Origin of the sequence: Streptomyces sp. UW30, from assembly GCF_008042075.1 — a bacterium.
GTDB lineage: Bacteria > Actinomycetota > Actinomycetes > Streptomycetales > Streptomycetaceae > Streptomyces.
In genome coordinates this window covers 524,797-544,695 of sequence record NZ_RDBN01000033.1, presented here as the reverse complement: position 1 = coordinate 544,695, position 19,899 = coordinate 524,797, and the positions used below count along the sequence as shown (strand labels likewise).

At 70.5% G+C, this 19,899-nt stretch carries 14 protein-coding genes; 9 read left to right on the top strand and 5 right to left on the bottom strand.

Annotation, left to right across the window (positions count from 1 at the left end):
* From EAO75_RS17735 to EAO75_RS17725, 3 genes are all read left to right on the top strand, one after another.
* Positions 1-1,285: MFS transporter (locus tag EAO75_RS17735; RefSeq protein WP_147996011.1), on the top strand; the 1,285-nt coding region annotated here is incomplete at its 5' end.
* Entirely contained in the window at positions 1,282-2,661 is a 1,380-nt protein-coding gene (locus tag EAO75_RS17730) for an alpha/beta hydrolase family protein (RefSeq protein ID WP_147996010.1), read from the top strand. The genes EAO75_RS17735 and EAO75_RS17730, both read left to right, overlap by 4 nt.
* Before the next feature lie 52 nt (positions 2,662-2,713).
* The gene (locus EAO75_RS17725; protein ID WP_261989326.1) at positions 2,714-3,565 is read left to right on the top strand and encodes a PaaX family transcriptional regulator C-terminal domain-containing protein; all 852 of its coding nucleotides are present in this window, start codon (positions 2,714-2,716) and stop codon (positions 3,563-3,565) included.
* 25 nt (positions 3,566-3,590) lie between these two features.
* Here EAO75_RS17725 and EAO75_RS17720 read toward each other — a convergent pair whose 3' ends face one another.
* From EAO75_RS17720 to EAO75_RS17705, 4 genes are all read right to left on the bottom strand, one after another.
* Complete coding sequence (locus EAO75_RS17720) at positions 3,591-5,141, bottom strand: glycoside hydrolase family 30 protein (protein ID WP_187284481.1); 1,551 nt, start codon at positions 5,139-5,141, stop codon at positions 3,591-3,593.
* Between the two features lie 137 nt (positions 5,142-5,278).
* Entirely contained in the window at positions 5,279-6,700 is a 1,422-nt protein-coding gene (locus EAO75_RS17715; RefSeq protein WP_147996009.1) for an FAD-binding oxidoreductase, read from the bottom strand.
* 92 nt (positions 6,701-6,792) lie between these two features.
* The gene (locus EAO75_RS17710; RefSeq protein ID WP_187284480.1) at positions 6,793-8,937 is read right to left on the bottom strand and encodes a ThuA domain-containing protein; all 2,145 of its coding nucleotides are present in this window, start codon (positions 8,935-8,937) and stop codon (positions 6,793-6,795) included.
* Positions 8,938-8,939: 2 nt separating this feature from the next.
* Entirely contained in the window at positions 8,940-11,786 is a 2,847-nt protein-coding gene (locus tag EAO75_RS17705) for a carbohydrate-binding protein (protein ID WP_147996007.1), read from the bottom strand.
* 434 nt (positions 11,787-12,220) lie between these two features.
* Here EAO75_RS17705 and EAO75_RS17700 point away from each other — a divergent pair, with 434 nt between their 5' ends.
* Both EAO75_RS17700 and EAO75_RS17695 read left to right on the top strand, forming a co-directional pair.
* Positions 12,221-12,607, top strand: coding sequence for an RNHCP domain-containing protein (locus EAO75_RS17700; protein ID WP_410092401.1), 387 nt, complete (start codon positions 12,221-12,223; stop codon positions 12,605-12,607).
* A 28-nt stretch (positions 12,608-12,635) separates the two neighbouring features.
* Positions 12,636-13,064, top strand: a complete 429-nt coding sequence (locus EAO75_RS17695; RefSeq protein WP_147996006.1) for an RNHCP domain-containing protein — start codon at positions 12,636-12,638, stop codon at positions 13,062-13,064.
* A 78-nt stretch (positions 13,065-13,142) separates the two neighbouring features.
* Here the strand turns inward: EAO75_RS17695 and EAO75_RS17690 are convergent, their stop codons facing one another.
* Positions 13,143-13,886, bottom strand: a complete 744-nt coding sequence (locus EAO75_RS17690; protein ID WP_187284479.1) for a DUF1775 domain-containing protein — start codon at positions 13,884-13,886, stop codon at positions 13,143-13,145.
* Between the two features lie 289 nt (positions 13,887-14,175).
* On the opposite strand from EAO75_RS17690, the gene EAO75_RS17685 reads away from it, so the two are divergent.
* Genes EAO75_RS17685 through EAO75_RS17670 form a run of 4 tightly spaced genes read left to right on the top strand, consistent with a single transcriptional unit; the run spans position 14,176 to position 19,894 of the window.
* Complete coding sequence (locus tag EAO75_RS17685) at positions 14,176-15,465, top strand: ABC transporter substrate-binding protein (RefSeq protein ID WP_147996004.1); 1,290 nt, start codon at positions 14,176-14,178, stop codon at positions 15,463-15,465.
* Between the two features lie 6 nt (positions 15,466-15,471).
* On the top strand, positions 15,472-16,446 hold the full coding sequence (locus EAO75_RS17680; RefSeq protein WP_147996003.1) for a carbohydrate ABC transporter permease: 975 nt from the start codon (positions 15,472-15,474) through the stop codon (positions 16,444-16,446).
* Positions 16,446-17,342: a carbohydrate ABC transporter permease gene (locus tag EAO75_RS47450; RefSeq protein WP_147996002.1), complete on the top strand. Its 897-nt coding sequence runs from the start codon at positions 16,446-16,448 to the stop codon at positions 17,340-17,342. Before EAO75_RS17680 ends, EAO75_RS47450 begins: the two co-directional genes overlap by 1 nt.
* Complete coding sequence (locus tag EAO75_RS17670) at positions 17,339-19,894, top strand: beta-galactosidase (RefSeq protein ID WP_147996001.1); 2,556 nt, start codon at positions 17,339-17,341, stop codon at positions 19,892-19,894. The genes EAO75_RS47450 and EAO75_RS17670 overlap by 4 nt, the downstream gene beginning before the upstream one ends.
* The last annotated feature ends 5 nt before the right edge of the window (positions 19,895-19,899 follow it).

Sequence of the window (19,899 nt, the reverse complement as noted above, 5' to 3'; positions counted from 1 at the left end):
GTCCGGGTTGCTCGGTACGGCCGTGGAGTTCTACGACTTCCTCGTCTACGGCACCGTCGCCGCGCTGGTCTTCGGCGAGCTGTTCTTCCCGGGTGCCGACCCCGCCGTGGGCACCATCGCCGCGTTCGGCACCTTCGCCGCCGGCTATGTCGCCCGCCCGCTCGGCGGCATCGTCTTCGGGCACTTCGGCGACCGGCTCGGCCGCAAGTCGATGCTGCTGCTCACCATGGGTCTGATGGGCGGCGCCAGCTTCCTCATCGGCCTGCTGCCGACGTACGACACGGTCGGCGTCTGGGCGCCGGTCCTGCTGATCGCCCTGCGTGTCCTGCAGGGCATCGCCATCGGCGGTGAGTGGGGCGGCGCCACCCTGATGGTCGTCGAGCACGCCGGAGAGCGGCGCCGCGGACTGTGGTCCAGCTTCACGCAGATGGGCGCCCCGCTCGGCTCCCTGCTGTCCTCGCTCGTCGTCACCTTCGTGGTCGCCATGCCCAGGGACCAGTTCACGGCCTGGGGCTGGCGCGTGCCGTTCCTACTGAGCGTGGTGCTGCTCGGCGTCGGGCTGTTCGTGCGGCTGAAGGTGGTCGAGAGCCCGCTGTTCGCCGAGGTGAAGAAGGACCGCGCCGAGGCCCGGCTGCCGATCGTCGACGTCCTGCGGCGGCCCCGGCCCCTGCTGCTGGCCTGCTGCGTGGGCATCGGCGCCTTCACCGCCCAGTCCCTGCTGACCAGTTACCTGATCGCGTACGCCACCGGCATCGGCTACGCCCGCCCGCAGGTGCTCACCGCACTCACAGTGTCCGCCGCCGTCGCCCTCGTCGTACTGCCCTGCGCCTCCGCGCTCTCCGACCGCGTGGGCCGGCGCCCGGTCGTCCTCACCGGAGCCGTCCTCTCGGCGGCCACCGCCTTCCCGGTCCTCTCGCTGATCGACTCCAAGTCGCCGGGCGCGCTGATCCTCGCCGTCGTCATCGGCCACGGCATCGCCCAGTCCGCGATGTACGGCCCGCTGGGCGCCCTGCTCACCGAGATGTTCGGCACGCGGGTGCGCTACACCGGCGCCTCCCTCGGCTACCAGGGCGCCACTCTCATCGGCGCCGGCTTCTCCCCCATGATCGCCGGAAGCCTGGTCGCCGGAAGCGGCAACGGCACCCCGGTCGCGCTGCTGCTGTGCGGCGGCTCCCTCATCACCGCGCTGACCGTGTGGTTCGTACGCGAGACGAGCCGTACGTCCCTGTCCGGCGCCCCCACCGAACTCCCCACCACCCCACGCTCGCAGGAGATCACCGCATGACGACCGGCACCCGCACCGCCTTCGCGGCGGCCCTCCTCCTCGCGGCGACCGCCCTCCCCACCTCGACGGCAGCCGCCACCGGTGAGCCCACCCACCTGAACGGCCGACTCCCCTCGGGCGCCACGTACATGATGGACGTGCCCGCCCAGTGGAACGGCACTGTCCTGCTCTTCAGCCACGGCTACACCTCCGGCCCGGCCAACCCCGCTCAGGACGCACCGGACGACGCCACCAAGGCCCTGCTCCTCCAGCGGGGTTACGCCCTCATAGGCTCGTCCTACGCCACCACCGGCTGGGCGGTGACGGACGCGGTGCCCGACCAGCTCGCCACCCTCACCGCCTTCACCGAACGCTTCGGCACGGCCTCCCGCACCATCGCCTGGGGGCAGTCGTACGGCGGACTCGTCACCACCGCCATCGCCGAGCGCCACCCGGAGCGGATCGACGGCTCGCTGTCCCTGTGCGGTCTGGTCCATGGCGGCGTAGCCAACTGGAACAGCACCCTCGACCCGGTCTTCGCCCTCAAGACCCTCCTCGCGCCCGGCACCGACATTCCGCTGGTGAACCTTCCGGACCAGCGGACCGCCGCCGCCGCGGCGAACACCCTGACAGCCGCCGTCGAGACCGCCCAGGCGACACCCGCCGGACGGGCCCGGATCGCCCTGGCCGCAGCCCTGCACAACATCCCGGGCTGGAACCAGCCCACGCAGCCCCGGCCCGCCGCGACCGACTGGGACGCCCAGCAGGCCCATCAGTACGAGGCCGTCAAGGGCCTGGTCAAGCTGCCCGCCTTCAGCTGGCGACAGGAGGCCGAGACCCGGGCCGGCGGCAACATGTCCTGGAACACCGGGGTCGACTACGCGAAGCTGCTCGGGCAGTCCTCGGTCGCCAAGGAGGTGACCGAGCTCTACAAGGAGGCCGGCCTCTCCCTGAAGGCCGACCTCGCCACCCTCAACCGCGCCCCGCGCGTCAGCGCCGACCCGGACGCCGTCGCGTGGATGGCGAGCACCAGCTCCTTCACGGGCGAGCTGACCAAGCCGCAGCTCGCCGTCCACACCACGGGCGACGCCCTCATCCCCGTCCAGGCGGAGAGCGCACTGAAGCGGGCCGTCACCGCCGCGGGATCGGCGTCGCGGCTGCGGCAGGCGTACACCGACAACGCCGGCCACTGCACCTTCAGCCCCGCCGAACAGGTCGCCGCCCTGCACACACTGGAGGACCGCCTCGCCACGGGCAGGTGGGAGGGCACCGACGCAGCCTCCCTCAACTCCCGTGCCACGCAGGCCGATCCGACCACACCCACCCGCTACGTCCACTACCGCCCGACCCCGTACCTGCGCCCGTTCGACCTCGCGCACCCCGCCGACGGCCGATGAAGCCCCGCGACCGCCCGTCGCACCGTCGGCGGGCGGCCGTAACCTTGCCAGCGTGGAGGACGACGACATCCTGGACGGTCAGGACACCTCGCAGGGCCCGCAGCCGCGCCCGCAGTCGCTCATGCTCGCCTTCTTCGGCAACCACGTCCTGGAGGAGGGCGACGTGGGGGTCTACTCGGGCAGCATCATCGACGTGCTCGGCCGTGTCGGGGTCGGCGAACAGGCCGTGCGCTCCACCCTGACCCGGATGGTCAACCGGGGCCTGCTGCGGCGCCGGCGCGAGGGCCGCAAGATGTTCTTCGGGCTGACCCCGCAGGCGACGCGCGTCCTGGAGGACGGCCGTACCCGTATCTGGCAGCAGGGCGCGGTCAACGACGACTGGGACGGCTCCTGGACCCTGCTCGGCTTCTCCCTGCCCGACTCCTGGAAGCGCCAGCGCCACGACCTGCGCTCCCGGCTCACCTGGTCCGGGTTCGGCGCGCTGTACAACGGACTGTGGATCGCGCCCGGGCATGTCGACGTCGGCGGTGTGGTCGCGGAGCTCGGTCTCGCCGCCCACGTGAAGATCTTCCACGCCCAGGCGGACGGGGCCACCGACATCGAGCTGATGGTCCGTGACACCTGGGACCTGGAGAGCATCGCCGCCCGCTACGTCGTCTTCGACAAGCGCTGGACCGCGCATCTCGACGCCGGGTCCGGCGACGACCCGATCGGCACCCGGCTGCGGCTGGTCAGCGAATGGCTCTGGACGATCCGCGCCGACCCCAGGCTGCCGGCCCGGCACCTCCCTCCGGAATGGCCGGCCCGCCCCGCACAGGAGACCTTCCGGCGCGTCGCCGACCACACCGCCGGGCCCGCGCGGGAGATGGCGCGCCAGCTGCTGGAGACCACCCGGCTGCCATGAGCGATCGGCGACGCTTCGGGCGTCCTCAGCCTCGACCGTCGTGCCCGGCCTGCCCCTTCCACCGGTAAGTGGCGAAGGATCCCGCCGGTACGGTCACCACGAACCTCTGGCCGCCGGCCACGACGCGGACCCTGCTGTCGGTGCCGGCGCTGTTGCCGAGGACGGCGACATAGCCGCTTCTGCCGGAGCGGTAGACCACGTTGCTGACCCCGTTCTCCGCGGCGCTCGACTCCAGGCGCACGTCACCGGGCGCGAGGTACTTCGCGAACTGTCCGAGCCCGTACAGCTCGTCGCGGACGGTGAAGTCCTTGGTGACCGTGTTCACCTTCACCAGCCGGTTCGGCCACTTGGTGGTGGCGCCGACCTGCTCCCAGTCGATGTTGTTGTCCCGGGACGGCGTCCAGTGCAGGGTCCCGCCGTCCTGGTCCGTGGTCTGGGCCCACAGGATGTAGGAACTGGCGTCGAGCCGGAAGTCGTCGAGGACGGTCGAGGGCGCGAGGTCGCTCGTCTCCGTGAGGTGGACCGGCTTCCCGGTCTCCTCGCGGGCGTCACGCATGACGCCCGGGTCTCCCCAGTACGGGTGGAAGGCGACGCCGTCCGCCGCCTTGCGGACCTGCTCGCCGGTCACCGAGCCGTCCGGGGCGTCCTCGAAGATGCGGTGGTAGTTCTTGGTCGCCGTGCTGTTGGGGTCGCGCCAGTCCCAGAAGTTGAAGTCGTGCACGTACAGCTGGGTGTTCAGCCGGGCGGCGCGCAGTTCACGCTTGATGGCCAGGGCCAGCTTCTGCTGCTGGGCGACGCTGATGTCCATGGCCGGGTAGACGACGTCCATGCCCGGCTCGTTCAGCAGGGTCAGCGCGTCGACGCGGATGCCGTGGCGGGCGTACGCCTGGACGAACTTGACGTAGTAGCGCGCGAACACGTCGACGCAGTCGTCGCGCAGCTTGCCGACCTGGTAGTGCTCGGTGGTGCTGCCGGGCTTGAGCGCGACCTCGCCGGTGAACCGGTTGTTGGTCTTCATCCACGCCGGGGCGCTCCATGCCGACGCGAAGAACGTGGCCTTGGGGTTGTAGCGCTGGATGAGCTTGATCGTCTCGATGATGTGCAGGTCGATGTCCCTCTGGACGGAGAAGTGCTTCAGCCCGAAGTCCTCGGTGACACCGGCGGGCAGGTCGTCCAGCGACCAGAACGGCAGATGCTCGATGAGGTCGGGGCTGCCGATCGTCAGCCGGAAGCGGTCCAGGCCCGCGCCGCGTTCGGGGTCGACGAGCAGCCGGACGGCCTTCTCCCGCTCGGCGCGGGTGAGCTTGAACAGGTTCGACACGCTCGTCTCGTCCAGGGAGAAGCCGACGCCCGCGTACTTCTGCCGGGTGGCGGCGGGGTCGGCGACCACGGTGGCGTCGACGGGGCCGCCGGAGTCGTTGCCGATCCGGACGGTCGGCAGTGGCCGCCAGGCCTGAGTGCCGCCGGTCGAGTACGTGCCGGTCACGGCCTGGCCGTGGGCGGCCTGACCGGTGCCGACCAGTGCGGACAGTGTCGTGACCGCGACGGCCGCGAAGGTGGTGAGGGGACGTCTCACAGCTGCTCCTGACGTGGGGGACCAACAGCGCGGGATGGAGCGGGAGTTGAGATCCAAGCAACGTCCGCACACTTAAGTCAAGACGTGAAGAAAGCCCTCATGGGGTGTGCGGGGCGTCCGTGCCGTCCGAGGACGGTTCACCCGGCGGCGGCGGCTTCGAGCAGGTGGGCCCGCGTGGGCCCCGGCGGCATGCGGCGCTCGAGCTCGGGCATCAGCCCGTCCACCGCCTCGACCAGGGCGGGAGCACTCAGTTCGGCAGCGGCTCCGGGCAGGAGGTGGGCGGCGGCCCGCTCCGCCCGCAGCGCGTCAGGCTCGCGTTGCGTCAGCAGCGCCAGCGCCCTCGCCCGGTCCCAGTCGGGGTGCCGGTAGCGGCGGCCGGCCGCGTGTGCGTCCATCTCGGCCAGGCGGTGCCGGGTGTAGGAGGTGCTTCGCCGGTATACGCCGCCGAGTCCGTCCCGGGTGGCCCGGCCGAACGCGGTGACCAGCTCGACGCGGTCGGCGGTGCCCGTGCGCCGCAGGACGTCACGCAACATCAGACTGTGCCGCATGCTCATCGCCAGTCCCCGTCCGATGGTCGGCACGGTGAGCGCCCACGCGTCGCCGACGGCAACCACCCCGGTGACTCGGGGGTGTTCGTCGTCGTACAGGGTCCGCTTGCGGTCCGTCAGGCCGGCCATGATCTGCACGCCGTCGGTGAGGGGCCGGCCGTCGAGCCAGGCGTCCGCGCCCGGGAAGAGGCGGACGGCGGCACACCAAGCGCCCTCGTGGCGCAGCAGCCGGCGCAGTTCGTGGTCGTGGCTGCGGCTGATGAGGCCGAGCGAGTACGTGCCGTGGTCGGCCGGGATGCGCAGGAGGCCGAGGGATCCGTGCTCGGCGATCAGGGGGAACGTACTGGCCGGCAGGGCGCCGTCGGCCGACCGGAAGTAGCGGCAGTAGTACGTGAAGCCGCGCCGCCCCGCTTCCTCGACCGGGCCCGGTACGCCGATGTCCCGCAGCCAGGCGGGGAGCGGTGAGCGGCGCCCGGTGCAGTCGACGACCAGGTCGGCGGCCAGGGGGCCGGTGCCGGTCTCCACCCCCGTGACGTGCGGTACGCGCCCCTTGGCTCTCGGCCCGTCATCGGAGCCGGCGCGCAACCCTCGGCACACGACACCCCGTTCGATGCGCACACCGGCCGCCTCCGCCGCACGCGTGGCGACGTGCTCCAGCAGACATCTCCGTGCGGCCAGCGTGTCGAAGCGCACGTCGGCGGGCAGCAGGCCGCCACGCATGCCGGGTTCGGGCGCCAGGACGTTCATCCGGACTGCCCCGGCCGCCGTCATCCGCTCCACCAGGCTCGGCAGCTGCGCTTCGGACAGTTGGAGCCAACTGGCGAGCGGGAGGTGGGTGAGGCGCAACTGGGGGATGCCCGGGCGTTGCCACCGCGACCATGCCTCTTCCGGATCCGGCGGCGCCGGATCCGGGTCACGCTCCAGCACGGTCACCTGATGGCCGTCCGCGGCCAGCAGCAGGGCTGTCTGCAGGCCACCGAGGGCGGCGCCCAGTACGACGATCCTCGCCATGAGGGTCATCATTCCCCGTGGGACGGGCAGATGCCCGGCCGGACGGCTCCGGCCGGGCATCTCACCGGTGAGACCCGGCGTTGGTGTGGGGGCTAGTCGCGCGTCGTCTCCTGGAAGCGGCCCGCCCAGTACGCGGTGCGGTCCAGGTATGCCGTCTGCGCCGCCTCTCCCGTCTGCCCGTACGCGCCGTCGTAGGTCCGGTAGCCGTGGCCGGCGGGCGGCGTGGAGTCGGCCGGTTCGATGGAGCTTCCTTCGTGCCACTCGTTGAACGAGGTCACCGACACCCAGGTCGGTGAGCCGCCGATCGCCGGGTCCAGGGCGTTGGACCACTGCCGGTCGTAGGCCGCACCGTTCGCCCGTTCCACAGTGGGCGTGGAGTTGCCCGGCACGGCCCGGTCGTCGATGTAGCCGGGCGCGACGGACGGGGCCCAGATCAGGCCGTTGGCCCGGGCGTGGTCGCCGGCCTGCTTCCAGCCCGGGGCCGTGGCGCCCGCGATGCCGTCGTAGGTGTACATGCCGGAGAAGTGCGCGATCTTGGTGGTGTCGGTGGTCTGGGCGAGCACGATGCCGGTGTCGGTCACCTGGTCCAGCGCCGACCAGTCGGTGATGTCCAGGCTCTGGAACACGTAGAACGCGCTTCTGTCGCCGTGCTCCGCCGAACGGTAGAAGGCCGGGTGGCCGCCGTAGGTGCTGTTGATGTACTCGATGTCGGCGGCCGTCGAGGCGGCGGTGCGGCCCGCGTACGGCTCCAGGTGCCAGGCCACCTCGATGCCCCGCTCCTGCGCCGCGTCGAGCACTCCCCGCACGAGCCGGTCCTCATAGCTGCCCCGGCCCCACCAGCTGTAGACGATCACACCGGCACCGGACCGGGCGACCCACTCCATGTGCCGGGCGACGGCGCCTTCGAGGTCGCCCGAGTCGTACGGGCCGAGGGCCGGGTAGAGGTCGGCGCCGATGTCGTCGGGCGGGGTGCGGCCGCCCTGCTGCCAGTGCCGCCAGCCGCCGTTGACCGCCGGGCTGCCGTACCACGGGTAGTAGAAGAGGTGCACGTCGTCGGCCAGGGCGCCGGCCGTGGGTTCGGCGCCGAGGCTGAAGGTGTCGACGTCGAACAGGGCTCCCCCACCGCCGGTGAACCTCAGGAACAGCGGCCCGGAGGCGGAGCCGGTCAGGGTCGTGGTGACGGTCGTGAAGGTCTCCCAGCCACCGGTCACCGGTACCGCCACGGAGCCGAGCAGGGTGCCCGTCGCCGAGCCCGAGCGGATCTCGATGGTGCCGCCCGCTCCCGCCGAGGACACCTTCGCCGTGAAGGTCCGCGCCCCTGCGGTGGAGACGGAGGCGTAGCCCGCCCAGTCCCCGTTCTCGATGTAGCCCAGCGTCTGGCCCCCGCTCGCCGGAGTGTGCGCGGCGGGCTGCACTCCGGAGCCGGAGGTGTACGACTCGGCCTCGACCTGTCCGCTGCCGTCCGGGGCGGAGCAGTCGGCGGCAGCCTGCCCGGCGGCGTAGCGCACGCCGCCCAGCAGCAGGGAACGGAAGGCCGGGTCGGCGTAGGACTCGGTGGTGTGGCCGAGTCCGGTGTAGAAGGAGCGGCCCTGCCCCTGGCCGTGGCACCAGGTGATGGGGTGGTCGGCGCCCATCGAGCCGCCGTTGTAGGTGCTTTCGTCCAGGGTCTGCAGGACGTGCACGTCGGAGCGGGGGTTGGCGCGGTAGTTGTACCACTCGTCGGTGCGGGTCCAGGTCGCGCCGAGGTGCGAGGTGGCCGGGTGGGTGCGGTCCTCGTTGCGGATCGTGGCCTGCTGGATCGCTGGATGGCTCTGGAACCATGCGCCGACGAGCTGCCCGTAGTACGGCCAGTCGTACTCGGTGTCGGCGGCCGCGTGCACGCCGAGGTAGCCGCCGCCGGAGTCGACGTAGGACTGAAGGGCGTTCTGCTGGGCGGTGTTGAGGACGTCGCCCGTGGTGTTGAGGAACACCACGGCCTCGTATCCGGCGAGGTTCGCGGACGTGAAGGCGCCGGCGTCCTCGGTGGCGGTGACGGTGAAGTCGTTCTGCCCGCCGAGGGTGCGCAGGGTGTCGAGGCCGGCCGGAATGGCGTCGTGCCGGAACCCGGCCGTCTTGGAGAAGACGAGGATCTCGAAGGAGGCCGCGTGCGCGGTCCCGGCCGGGGTGAGCAGGGCGCCGAGCACGGCCAGGGCCAGTGCGGTCGCGCCACGGCGCAGCCGCCGCGTCAGGGTGGTCATGTTCATCGCCCCTTTCGCGCCGAGGAGGCGAGCGTGAAGGTGTCGACGTCGAAGAGGCTGCCGGTGCCTCCGGTGAAGGTGAGGAAGAGCGGGCCCGTTCCGGCGCCGTTGAGCGTGCTGCTGACGGTGGTGAAGGTGTCCCAGTCGCCGGTCACCGGCACGGTCACCGAGCCGAGCAGCGGCCCGGTCTGCGAGCCGGAGCGGAACTGGAGGGTACCGCCGGCACCGGCGGAGGAGACCCGGGCGGAGACGGAGGTCGCGCCGGCGGTGGAGACGGAGGCGTAGCCCGCCCAGTCGCCGTTGTCGATGTAGCCCAGCGTCAGTCCGCCACTGGCCGAGCCGTGCGCCGCGGACTGGACGCCGGAGGCGGAGCTGTACGACTCCGCCTCCCACGGTGTGGTCGTGGTGGTGCCGGAGCCCAGGGTGAAGGCGTCGATGTCGAAAAGGTTGCCCTGCCCGGTCGGGCCGCGGAACACCAGGAACAGCTCGGTGGTGCCGGCGGGCGCGCCGGAGAGGTTGGCGGTGACGTCGGTGAAGGTGTCCCAGCCGCCGGTCACCGGCACGGTCGCGGTGCCGAGCAGTGTGCCGGTGGCGGATCCGGCGCGCACCTGGAGGGTGCCGCCCACTCCGCCGGAGGCCACCCGGGCGGTGAACTTGGTTGCACCGGCGAGGACATACGGCTTGAACGAGATCCAGTCGCCGTCGTCGGTGAACCCGACCGTCCTGCCGCCCTCGGCGGTGGCGTGGTTCGCGATCTGGATGCCGGACTGGGCGCCGAAGTGCTCGCCCTGCCGGTGGCGGGGTTGCAGAGTGCGCACGGAGTGCGTGGTCAGGCCGCCGGCGTCGGTGTACTCGGCGTCGAAGACTCCGTAGAGGTTGGCGGCGCTGTCGTGTTCGCCGTCGGCGGGCACGGTGAGGTTGCCCTCGCAGCCGTTGGTGGAGGTGATGGCGTGGGTGTGGCTGTCATGGCCGAGGAGATAGGTGACCTTCACCTTGGAGCAGTCGACGGTGCCGTCCTCGGGATCGCTGACCTGCACCTTGAAGGGCACGGTGTCACCGAAGGCGAACGGCTGCCCGTCCGGGGGCTGTTGCAGGGTCACCGTCGGTGCGGTGTTGCCCGCGGTGACGACCAGGCTCGCGGTGCCGGTCAGACCCTCGGGGTCGCGGACCGTGAGGGTGGGGCGATAGGTGCCGGCCGTGGTGTACGTGTGACTGGGATCGGCCTGCGTGGATGTGGTGCCGTCGCCGAAGTTCCAGGAGTAGGTCAGCGCCCCGCCCTCGGGGTCGGAGCTGCCCTGGGAGGAGAACCGCACCGTGAGCGGCAGGGCGCCGGAGGTCCGGTCGGCGGACGCCTGCGCGACGGGGTTGCGGTTGCTGCCCGCGATGTACTCGATGCGGTACAGGGCCTGGTTGTTGCTGCCGGTGCCGTAGTCCAGGACGTACAGCGCGCCGTCGGGGCCGAAGTCGGTGTCCATCACCTGGGTGCCGTCCCAAGGGACGTCCTCGATCGTGCCGTAGGTGCCGTCGCTCCTGACCTCGACGGCCTTGATCCACTGGCGTCCGTACTCGGCGGCGAAGAAGCGGCCGTCGAGGGACTGCGGGAACTTCACCGTGGACGTGGAGTTGGGGTCGTACCGGTAGACCTCGCCGCCCATCGGGGACTCCGAGCCGCCGCCGAACTCGGGCGGTGAGCCGTCCAGGCCGTACTTGATCCAGCTCGGCCTGGCCGGGGGCAGCTTGGCCTGGCCGGTGTTGCGGAAGGAGTTGTTGGCGGGGCCGCCGGCGCAGTCGTACTTCGCTCCGGAGGGGCCGCTGGGGAAGGTGTACTCGTTGTACGTCTCGCCGGTGGTGTTGGTGCCGGTGCAGTACGGCCAGCCGTAGTTGCCGGGCGCGGTGATGCGGTCGAACTCGACCTGGCCGCCCGGTCCGCGGTTCGCGTCGGTGCCGCCCGCGTCGGGGCCGTAGTCGCCGACGTAGACGGTGCCGGTGGGACGGTCGACGGACATGCGGAACGGGTTGCGGAAGCCCATCGCGTAGATCTCGGGCCGGGTGCCGGCCGTGCCCGGTGCGAAGAGGTTGCCCGCGGGGACGGTGTAGCCGCCGGCCGCGGTCGGCTTGATCCGCAACACCTTGCCGCGCAGGTCGTTGGTGTTGCCGGAGCTGCGCTGGGCGTCGAACTGCGGGTTGCGGTCGGTGCGTTCGTCGATCGGCGCGTAGCCGGAGGAGTCGAAGGGGTTGGTGTCGTCGCCGGTGGTCAGGTACAGGTTCCCGGCCGCGTCGAAGTCGATGTCGCCGCCCACATGGCAGCACTGGCCGCGGTCGTTGGGGACCTCCAGGACGACCTTCTCGCTCGCCGGGTCCAGGGTGCCGTCGCTGCGCAGCGTGAACCGCGACAGGTTGAGGTGCCCTTTCCAGGGCTCGAAGTCGGCGGCGGTGCCGGTGACGGGGGCGTCGCCCGCCGGGGTGTTCAGCTTCGGGGAGTAGTAGACGTAGACGTACCGGTTGGCGGTGAAGGAGGGGTCGACGGCGATGCCCTGGAGGCCCTCCTCGTCGTGTGTGTAGACGTCGAGCCTGCCGGCCTGTTTGGTGTTGCCGGCGGCGTCGGTGAGGCGGATCGTGCCGTCGCGCGCGGTGTGCAGGACCGAGCGGTCGGGCAGTACGGCCAGGGACATGGGTTCACCCAACTCAGCCGCGCCGGTGGCGAGTTGGACCTGCTGGTAGTCGGTGGGCGGGAGGTCCGCCGGGGCCGCGGAGGCCGGGCCTGCCGTGGGTGCCGTGGTGACGGCCGCGGCCATGAGGAGCGCGAGCGCGGTGAGCGTTCTCAGCCCCGCGCGAGGGCGCCGAAGCATGGGGGGTTGTCCTTCCTGACGATGCGGGTGTCAGGCAAGGCGCGCGCCGGCCGCGCTTGCCGGGGTGTGTCCGTGCGGATTCGATGCGCAGTGCGGAAAAATTACGCCTTGAACAAAGGGAATTGCAGGCTTCCGCAGATGTCTTGCATGCTGCGCGGGACCGTCAAATTTGTCAAGGGCCTGTCAAAATTGACGCTACCGCGCCGGGGTCACGAGAAAACGAGTGGACGACGCCCCGCACGCGGGTGCTAGCTTGAGCGAGCTCAGCCCATCGACTTTGTTCCACCTTGCCCTGGAAGGGGTGTTTATGACCCGGCTCGCGCCGAGCGCGCCTCGACGCATCGCGTAGCCGCCCCTGACCCCTGTCAGGGCTTCCCGAGGCCGCTCGGCCTGCTCTTGCTGTCATCGCAGACTTCTCAGCAAGGAGCATCCGGGTGTCCAGCGACAACCTCGATCACCAGCACAACCCCACCGACCACGTCCTCAGCACCGGCACCTTCTCCTGCATGTGGTGCGGGCTGACCGTGTCGGCCCTGGCCGCCGACGGCAGCCGCCGCAACCACTGCCCGTCCTGCCTGCATTCACGGCACGTCGCCGACCAGGTCGACGGCGGTCGGTCCGAGTGCGACGCGCGCATGAACCCCATCGCCATCGCGGTGCTGCGCACCGGTGACTGGATGCTGATCCACCGCTGCATCCGCTGCGGCGAGCTCACCTCGAACCGGGTGTGCGCGGACGACAACCAGCTCATCCTGATGCGCATGGCCGTACGGCCACTGGCCCAACCTCCCTTCCCCCTCGAAGCGTTCGGGACCCTCTGAACGCCGCGGACGGAAAGGAGGACCAGCCATGCCACGCCGCACACAGACAAATGGCCGCAAACGGCGCCGCCGACCTCAACGGACCAAGGACGTGCCGCACGCGAGCGGCGGTCACCGCGGCAATGACTTCCGGTGCGTGGGCTGCCGACTGGACGTGCCCCTCGTCGCGCCCGGCACCGCGCACCGCAACCACTGCCCGAACTGCCTGGTCAGCCTTCATGTCGACCGGAGAGTTCCCGGCGACCGGGCCGCGGACTGCCATGGCCGCATGGAGGCACTGAGCCTGACCGTACGGCCGGACGGTGAATGGCTGCTCATCCACCAGTGCCGGACCTGCGCCGGGCTCAGCGCCAACCGCATCGCCGGCGACGACAACGCACTCGCCCTGATACGTCTGGCCCTCAGACCCCTGCGGGACGGCAGAGCCGCCGGCAGCGCACTGCTCACGGTTCTGTGATACCGAGTCAGTGAGCGGCGCTGCGCCGGGGCGGGCGGGTCGCTGATCCCCCTCAGCGACCCGCCCGGACCGGCGTCCTCAGGCGGCCCCGCCCCGGCGCTTCGTCAGCCACCACGCACCGCCGCCGAGCACCACCACTGCGGCAGCGATGCCCACGGGCACGGCGATCGACATGCCGTCGTCGTCCTTCGCCTCGGCCGCCGCCGGCTCGGCGGAGGAACCCTGGGCGGCAGGCTTGTCCGAGGCGGGGGCCGACGACGGGGCAGCCGTCGTCGGTTCCTGCGTGGGGGTCGGACTCACCGACTCGGCGCCGGSGGCGGCCGCCTTCAGGGCCAGGTGGGGTGCGGGGTGGCCGTGTCCGTGGCCGTCCCCCTCGGCCTCCTCCTCCAGCTCGATCCAGCGGTCGACCTTGCCGTCGCTGTAGGTCTGGAGGGTCTTGAAGGCCACCTCCTTGGCGTCCGGCAACTGCCGTACGGTCACGACGTACTCGACGTCCTCACCCACGGCCAGCTTCGGCCCGGACACCGTGTAGCCCCGGTCGGTGGAGGCGAACTTCCAGCCCTTGGGCCCCTTTTCGTAGGTGATGTCCTGCGGGACGATTCCCTCGGGCAGGATCACCTCCAGCTTGCTGATCCCGGCCGAGGCCGACTCCGACTCGGCGGAGAAGGTCAGCTCGACGTTCTGGTCGAGGGCCCGCGCGCCCTCGGCCTCCACCTCCGCATGAGCCGCCGCCGGCCCCGCGGTGGCGACGGCCAGCGCGAGGGCGACCGAGGTGAGTACGCCGGTTCGGCGCAGACTGCGGATCAGAGTGGAGCGGGACACGTACGACTCCCTTGTAGCGACGACGTGGTGACTGCGGACGAGCGCGGACAGAGCCGCCTCTTCACACAAGTCGGCCGCGGACCCCGATGAGTTCCCGGCCATCCCCAGGAAATCTTGGGGCGGGTCCGGCCTTTCGGTCGAGTGCGAGTGGTGCAAGTTGAAACTCATACGAAACAAGGGCTTGTTAGCGCGATTTTCTGAGGGTTATTTTAACCGTCACTCGAAGCCGGGCCCGGGCTCCCGAGAGCTGATCCCTGCGCGTTCGCGCACCTCAACGAGGGGTATTGCCATGCCAGTTGACAGGCTTCAGGTGTCCCGCCGTGGTTTCCTCGGCCTCGGGATCGCGGCCGGTGTCGTGACCCTCACCGCGTGCGGTTCCTCCAGCGGCGGTTCCACCGGCGGTCCGCTGGTGATGACGGTGTGGGGAGGCGACGCCGACCGCAAGGCGTACCAGGCCCGCATCGACCTGCTGGTGAAGAAGTACCCGGAGCTGAAGGTCAAGCTGCAGCTGATCCCGAGCGACTCGTACCCGCAGAAGGTCCAGACGATGATCGCCGGCGGCAACGGGCCGGACATCATGCAGGTCGCCGAGAGCGTCAACACCTATTCGAGCAAGAACCAGCTGCTGCCCCTCGACGACCTCGCCAAGAAGGCCGGGCTCGACGCCGGGCAGCGCTTCGGCTCGGTCGGCTCCATCTACACGTACGAGGACCAGCTCTACGCGATCCCGGACCGCTCCGGCGCGATGATCGTCTACTACAACAAGGAGCTGTTCGAGAAGAAGGGCATCAAGGCGCCCACGGCGGACTGGACCTGGGACGACGCGCTCGACGCGTTCAAGGAACTCACAGTCCCGGGCAAGCAGTGGGGATACGGCGGTGCCGGCTGGTGGCCGCAGTGGTGGAGCTTCGTGTACCAGAACGGCGGCGCCATCATCGACGAGGCCGGCAGACCGGCCGTGGACAGCGACGAGGCGATCGAGGCCCTCCAGTGGGCCGGCGACCTGGTCTTCAAGCACAAGGTCGTGCCCACCGCCGAGGACTACGCCGACATGGGCGCCGACATCGGCGGCGACCAGGCGTTCGCGAACCAGAAGGTCGCCGTCAACGCCACCGGGTTCTGGGCGATCGCCGGACTGACGGAGACGAAGTTCGGCTGGGACATCGCACCCCTGTGGCGGGGCAGGAAGCAGGCGGTCTCCGCCTTCGGCAGCGGCCTCGCCGTCTCCCGCAGCTCCAAGCAGGCCGACAACGCGTTCAAGGCCATCGACTTCCTCACCTCGCCCGAGGCTCAGCAGGTGATCATCTCCTCCGGCGAGGACGTACCGGCCAACCTGGAGGTGCAGAAGAGCGACGCGTTCCTCAAGCCCTCGTGGATGAAGACCCAGGTGGACATGGGGGTGTTCGCCGAGTCGAGCGAGTTCGTCTTCCGGGCGCCGTTCATCCCCGAGTGGAACGAGATGCAGGCGGCCATCGAGAGCGGGCTCGCCGACTTCTGGCTCGGCAAGGAGCGCAGCGCCAAGAAGGTGCTCACCGCGCTCCAGAAGAACCTGGAGTCCCTCATCAAGTCTGCGGGATGACGGGCGATGGCGACCACGACGGCCCCGACCCCGCCGACCGCACCGGCTGTCGCTAAGGGGGCCGCGTCACCGAAGAAGCCGAAGCTCTCGAAGAGGCGACGCCGTGAGGCGCTCTCCTTCTACCTGTTCGTCTCGCCGTGGGCGATCGGCTTCCTGGTCTTCCTGCTCGGCCCGATGATCGCGTCGGTCTACTACTCACTGACCGACTGGGACTCCTTCACCCCGCCCCAGTGGGTCGGCTTCCAGAACTACGTCACGCTCCTGACCGACGACCCGGCCTTCTGGAAGGCGCTGGGGAACACCTTCTACTACGCCGCGATCTCGGTCCCGCTCGGCCTGGTGCTCGGCCTGTGGCTGGCGAACCTGCTCAACAAGCAGGTGCGGGCCCGCAAGTTGTTCCGCACCCTGATCTATCTGCCGACGCTGGTCCCCCTGGTCGCCACGGCGATGATCTTCAAGATGGTGCTGGCCCSGTCCGGCCCGGTCAACGACTTCCTCGGCCTCGTCGGCATCTCGGGCCCGGCGTGGCTGATCGACGGCCCCTGGGTCAAGCCCGCGCTGATCCTGATGTCGGCGTGGGGCGCGGGCAGCGCGACCGTGCTGCTGCTCGCCGCGATGAAGGGCATCCCGCGGGAGCTGTACGAGGCCGCCGAGGTCGACGGGGCGGGCTCGGCCCGGCAGTTCTGGAGCATCACGCTGCCGCATCTGACGCCCATCATCTTCTTCAACCTGATCATGGGCCTGATCAACGCGTTCCAGGTGTTCGCGCAGGTCTACATCCTGACCCCGAAGAGCAACCGCGGAGCCTACGACTCGGCCCAGACGATGGTGCCGCTCCTGTTCGACCAGGCCTTCGGCTTCTACCACATGGGGTACGCGTCGGCGATCTCATGGCTGTTGTTCGCCGTGATCCTCGTCTTCACGGTGATCGCCTTCCGAACGACCCGACGCTGGGTGTTCTACGAAACCGAGGTGAAGTGATGGCCACTGTGGTGACGTCAGTACGCCAAGACGGCCAACAGACCTCTGCCGTACGGGCGTTCCGCGCGACCCCGTTCACCTACGGCACCCTGATCATCGTGGCGGCGATCCTGTCGACGCCGCTGGTGTTCGTCGGGTCGATCGCGCTGTCCAGTGACGCGACCGTGAACGCCAACACGTTCACGATCATCCCGCGCGAGTTCCACTGGGAGAACTTCTCCCGGGTGTTCGGCACCGAGCTGCCGATGGGTACCTTCCTGCTCAACTCGGTGATCATCTCGCTGTTCTCGGTCGTCGGGCAGGTGCTCTCCAGCGGCCTCGTCGGCTACGCGTTCGCCCGTCTGCGGGCCCCGGGCAAGAGCACGATGTTCCTGGTTGTCCTCGCGACGATGATGATCCCGACGCAGATCACGATGATCCCCCAGTTCATCCTGTTCCGGGACCTGGGCTGGGTGAACACCTTCCTGCCGCTGATCGTGCCGAACTTCTTCTCCAACGCCTTCAACATCTTCCTGGTCCGCCAGTTCGTCTCCCGGCTGCCGAGCCAGCTCGACGAGGCCGCGATGGTGGACGGCCTGGGCTTCTTCGGCATCTACCGGCGGATCATGTTCCCGATGCTCAGACCGGTGCTGATCGCCATCGGCATCTTCACGCTCACCCACACCTGGGGCGACTTCATGGGCCCCCTGATCTATCTGAACGACGAGTCGAAGATGCCGCTGGCCCTGGGCGTGCAGTACATCACCAGCACATCGGCGGCGATGCAGGCGCCGCCCTGGAACCTGGTCATGGTCGGCTCCATCCTGCTCGCGGTTCCGATGATCGTCATCTACTACCTGGGCCAGAAGTACCTGTACGAAATGGACATCAGCGGCGGAAGCGCGGGAGTGAAGTGAACCGTACGGAGACCATCGAAGCCGTCCGCCTCGACGGCCGGGGCGTGTGGATCGACGGCCGCCCGCGCACCCTGCTGTGCGCCTCGCTGTTCTACTTCCGGCTGCCCCGGGAGCAGTGGCGCGAGCGGCTGGAACAGGTGCGGSCGTCGGGGTACACCTGCGTCGACGTCTATCTGCCGTGGAACTTCCACGAGRCGGCGCCCGGCCGCTGGTCCTTCGAGGGCCGGCGGGACGTCGCGGCCTTCCTGGACCTCGCCCACGAGACGGGCCTGTACGTCGTCGCGCGGCCGGGCCCGTACATCTGCTCCGAGTGGGACGGCGGCGCACTGCCCGCCTGGCTCGGCCTCGACGCCGAGTTGAGGGTCCGTCAGAACGAGCCCCGGTTTCTGGAACGGGTCACCGCGTGGTTCGACCAGGTGCTGCCGTTGCTGGCCGAGCGGCAGTACCCGGCGGGCGGCCCGGTCATCATGGTGCAGTTGGAGAACGAGCTGGACTTCTTCGACTGCGCGGACCGCGCGGGCTATGTGAGCGCCCTGCGTGAAGCGGCGCTCGGGCACGGCATCACGGTCCCGCTGATCGCCTGCTCAGGCCAGGGCGACCTCACGGGCGCCACCGGGGACGTGGACGGTGTCGTACCGGCCTGCAACTTCTACCCGGACGACGACTCCCCCGACATCGAGGCCGAGGTGGGCCGCTATGCCGCCCTGGTCGCCGAGCGCGGGGTGCCGCTGCTGATCACCGAGACGAACCGGCGCCACCGTACGCTGCGGCGGCTGTTGGCGAGCGGCGCCAAGCTGATCGCGCCGTATCTCCAGTCCTCCGGCTGGAACTTCGGGTACACGCCGTCCAGCGGCAACTGGGGCCGGCCGGGCAACTTCATGAGCCATGGCTACGACTTCGGCGGATACGTCACGTCGACCGGCGCGCAGCGGCCGGAGTTCGCCGAGGCGCAGGTGCTGGCGCGGGTCGTCGAGACCTGGGGGGACCAACTCGCCCTGGCGAAAACGACGTTCTCGGACCTGGACGCCGACTTCCCGACCAGCTCCGAGCTGTCGGCGCTGGACATGCCCGAGGGCGGCCGGCTGGTGGCCGTACCGCATCTCGGAACGGACCCGGGCACGGCGGTCGTCGAGGGCGTGCCCGTCGCGGTCGCGCCGGGATCGTGCCCCCTGATGGCGGTGGACGTGCCCCTGCGGCCCTGGGGCATCGACGCGATCCTGTCGCTCGCGTCCGCGGATCTCGTCGCGGCGGCGGACGGGGTGCTGGTGTTCTCGTCCGACGTGCCGGTCACCGTCGTACTGGACGGAGCGCGGACCGAGATCCCGGTGTCCGAGCGCAGGACCGTGGCGGGAGTGACGCTCGTCGTGCTGCCGTCGGCGCGGGCCGCACGGCTCCGGTCGGTCGACGCCGACGGCACGGTGCACGTGACCGACGCACCGCACCGGCCCGCCAAGTCCGCGCCGACCGCCGTACGCGAGGTGCGGCGGCGATGCGACGCCGCCCCGGAGGAGCCGGCCGGCCGGCACGCGCTACCGCCTACGCTGGAGTCGCTCAGGGTCTACCGGGGGCGGGGCGTCTACCGGACCGCCACGGATCTGACCGACGTCGAGGAGCTGCTGCTCACCGGCGCGGCGGACATCGTCGACCTGTCCGTCGCGGGCCGGACGCATCCGCCGATCGCCGGGTTCGGTGCGGCCCGGCTTGTCGACGTCAGGGACGTGACGGGCAGCGTCGCGGTCGAGGCCGTGGTGGAGATCTGGGGCCACGCCAACTTCGACGACGCCCGTCTGCCCGCCCTGCGCATCGGCGCGCTGCGCGGCCTCGGCACCCTGTGGAAGGTACGGGGAACGACGGATGTGTCGGCGCTGTGGACCGTGCACGGGCACTGGGCCGCGGACCCCGCACCCACCCGGGTGCTCGGCGGCTGGAGCAGCACACGCGTCGCGGAGCCGGTCACCTACACCCGTACGCTGCACTCCCCCACCCCGTCGGCGCTGCATCTGCGCGGTGTCGTCCAACCGCTGCGGGTGAGCGTGGACGACGGCGAAGCGGAGACCGTCCACGCCGAGAACCCCTGGGTGCTGCTGCCCGCCGGCGCCCATCAGGTCTCGGTCACCCTGCCGCACCATCCCAGCGGCCCCGGCCTGCGCGCCGAGCTGCTCGCGTTGGAGGCCGTGCGGGACTGGTCGTGCGCGGCGCAGAACGACGAGCTGCTGACCCGGTTCGCGGCCCGGCCGGGGCGCACGGAGGAGGTTCGGCTGCCGTTGGCGCTGAAACCGGGTGAGGAGGCATGGCTCGACGTCGACCTGCCGCCGTCCCCGGAGGGTTACCTGATCCGACTGGAGGCCACGCAGGTCCGGGTGACCGGGTGGGCCGGCGGGGAGTGCGTGGGACGCGTCTGGGCCGGCGACCGGCCCGCCTTCTCGGGCGGGGACCCCGATGCGCTCTGGGTACCGCCGGGCTGGCCGGGCCTGACCTTGTTCGCGCAGGGCATCGAGGGGCGGGAGGCTCCGGAGATCCGTGCGCTGTGGCTCGGGGCACCGACCGACTGAGGCGC

Coding starts and splice junctions, on each gene's coding strand:
- EAO75_RS17685 (WP_147996004.1), top strand. CDS start 14,176: ATGCCAGTTGACAGGCTTCAGGTGTCCCGCCGTGGTTTCCTCGGCCTC.
- EAO75_RS17730 (WP_147996010.1), top strand. CDS start 1,282: ATGACGACCGGCACCCGCACCGCCTTCGCGGCGGCCCTCCTCCTCGCG.
- EAO75_RS17710 (WP_187284480.1), bottom strand. CDS start 8,937: ATGACCACCCTGACGCGGCGGCTGCGCCGTGGCGCGACCGCACTGGCC.
- EAO75_RS47450 (WP_147996002.1), top strand. CDS start 16,446: ATGGCCACTGTGGTGACGTCAGTACGCCAAGACGGCCAACAGACCTCT.
- EAO75_RS17695 (WP_147996006.1), top strand. CDS start 12,636: ATGCCACGCCGCACACAGACAAATGGCCGCAAACGGCGCCGCCGACCT.
- EAO75_RS17705 (WP_147996007.1), bottom strand. CDS start 11,786: ATGCTTCGGCGCCCTCGCGCGGGGCTGAGAACGCTCACCGCGCTCGCG.
- EAO75_RS17715 (WP_147996009.1), bottom strand. CDS start 6,700: ATGGCGAGGATCGTCGTACTGGGCGCCGCCCTCGGTGGCCTGCAGACA.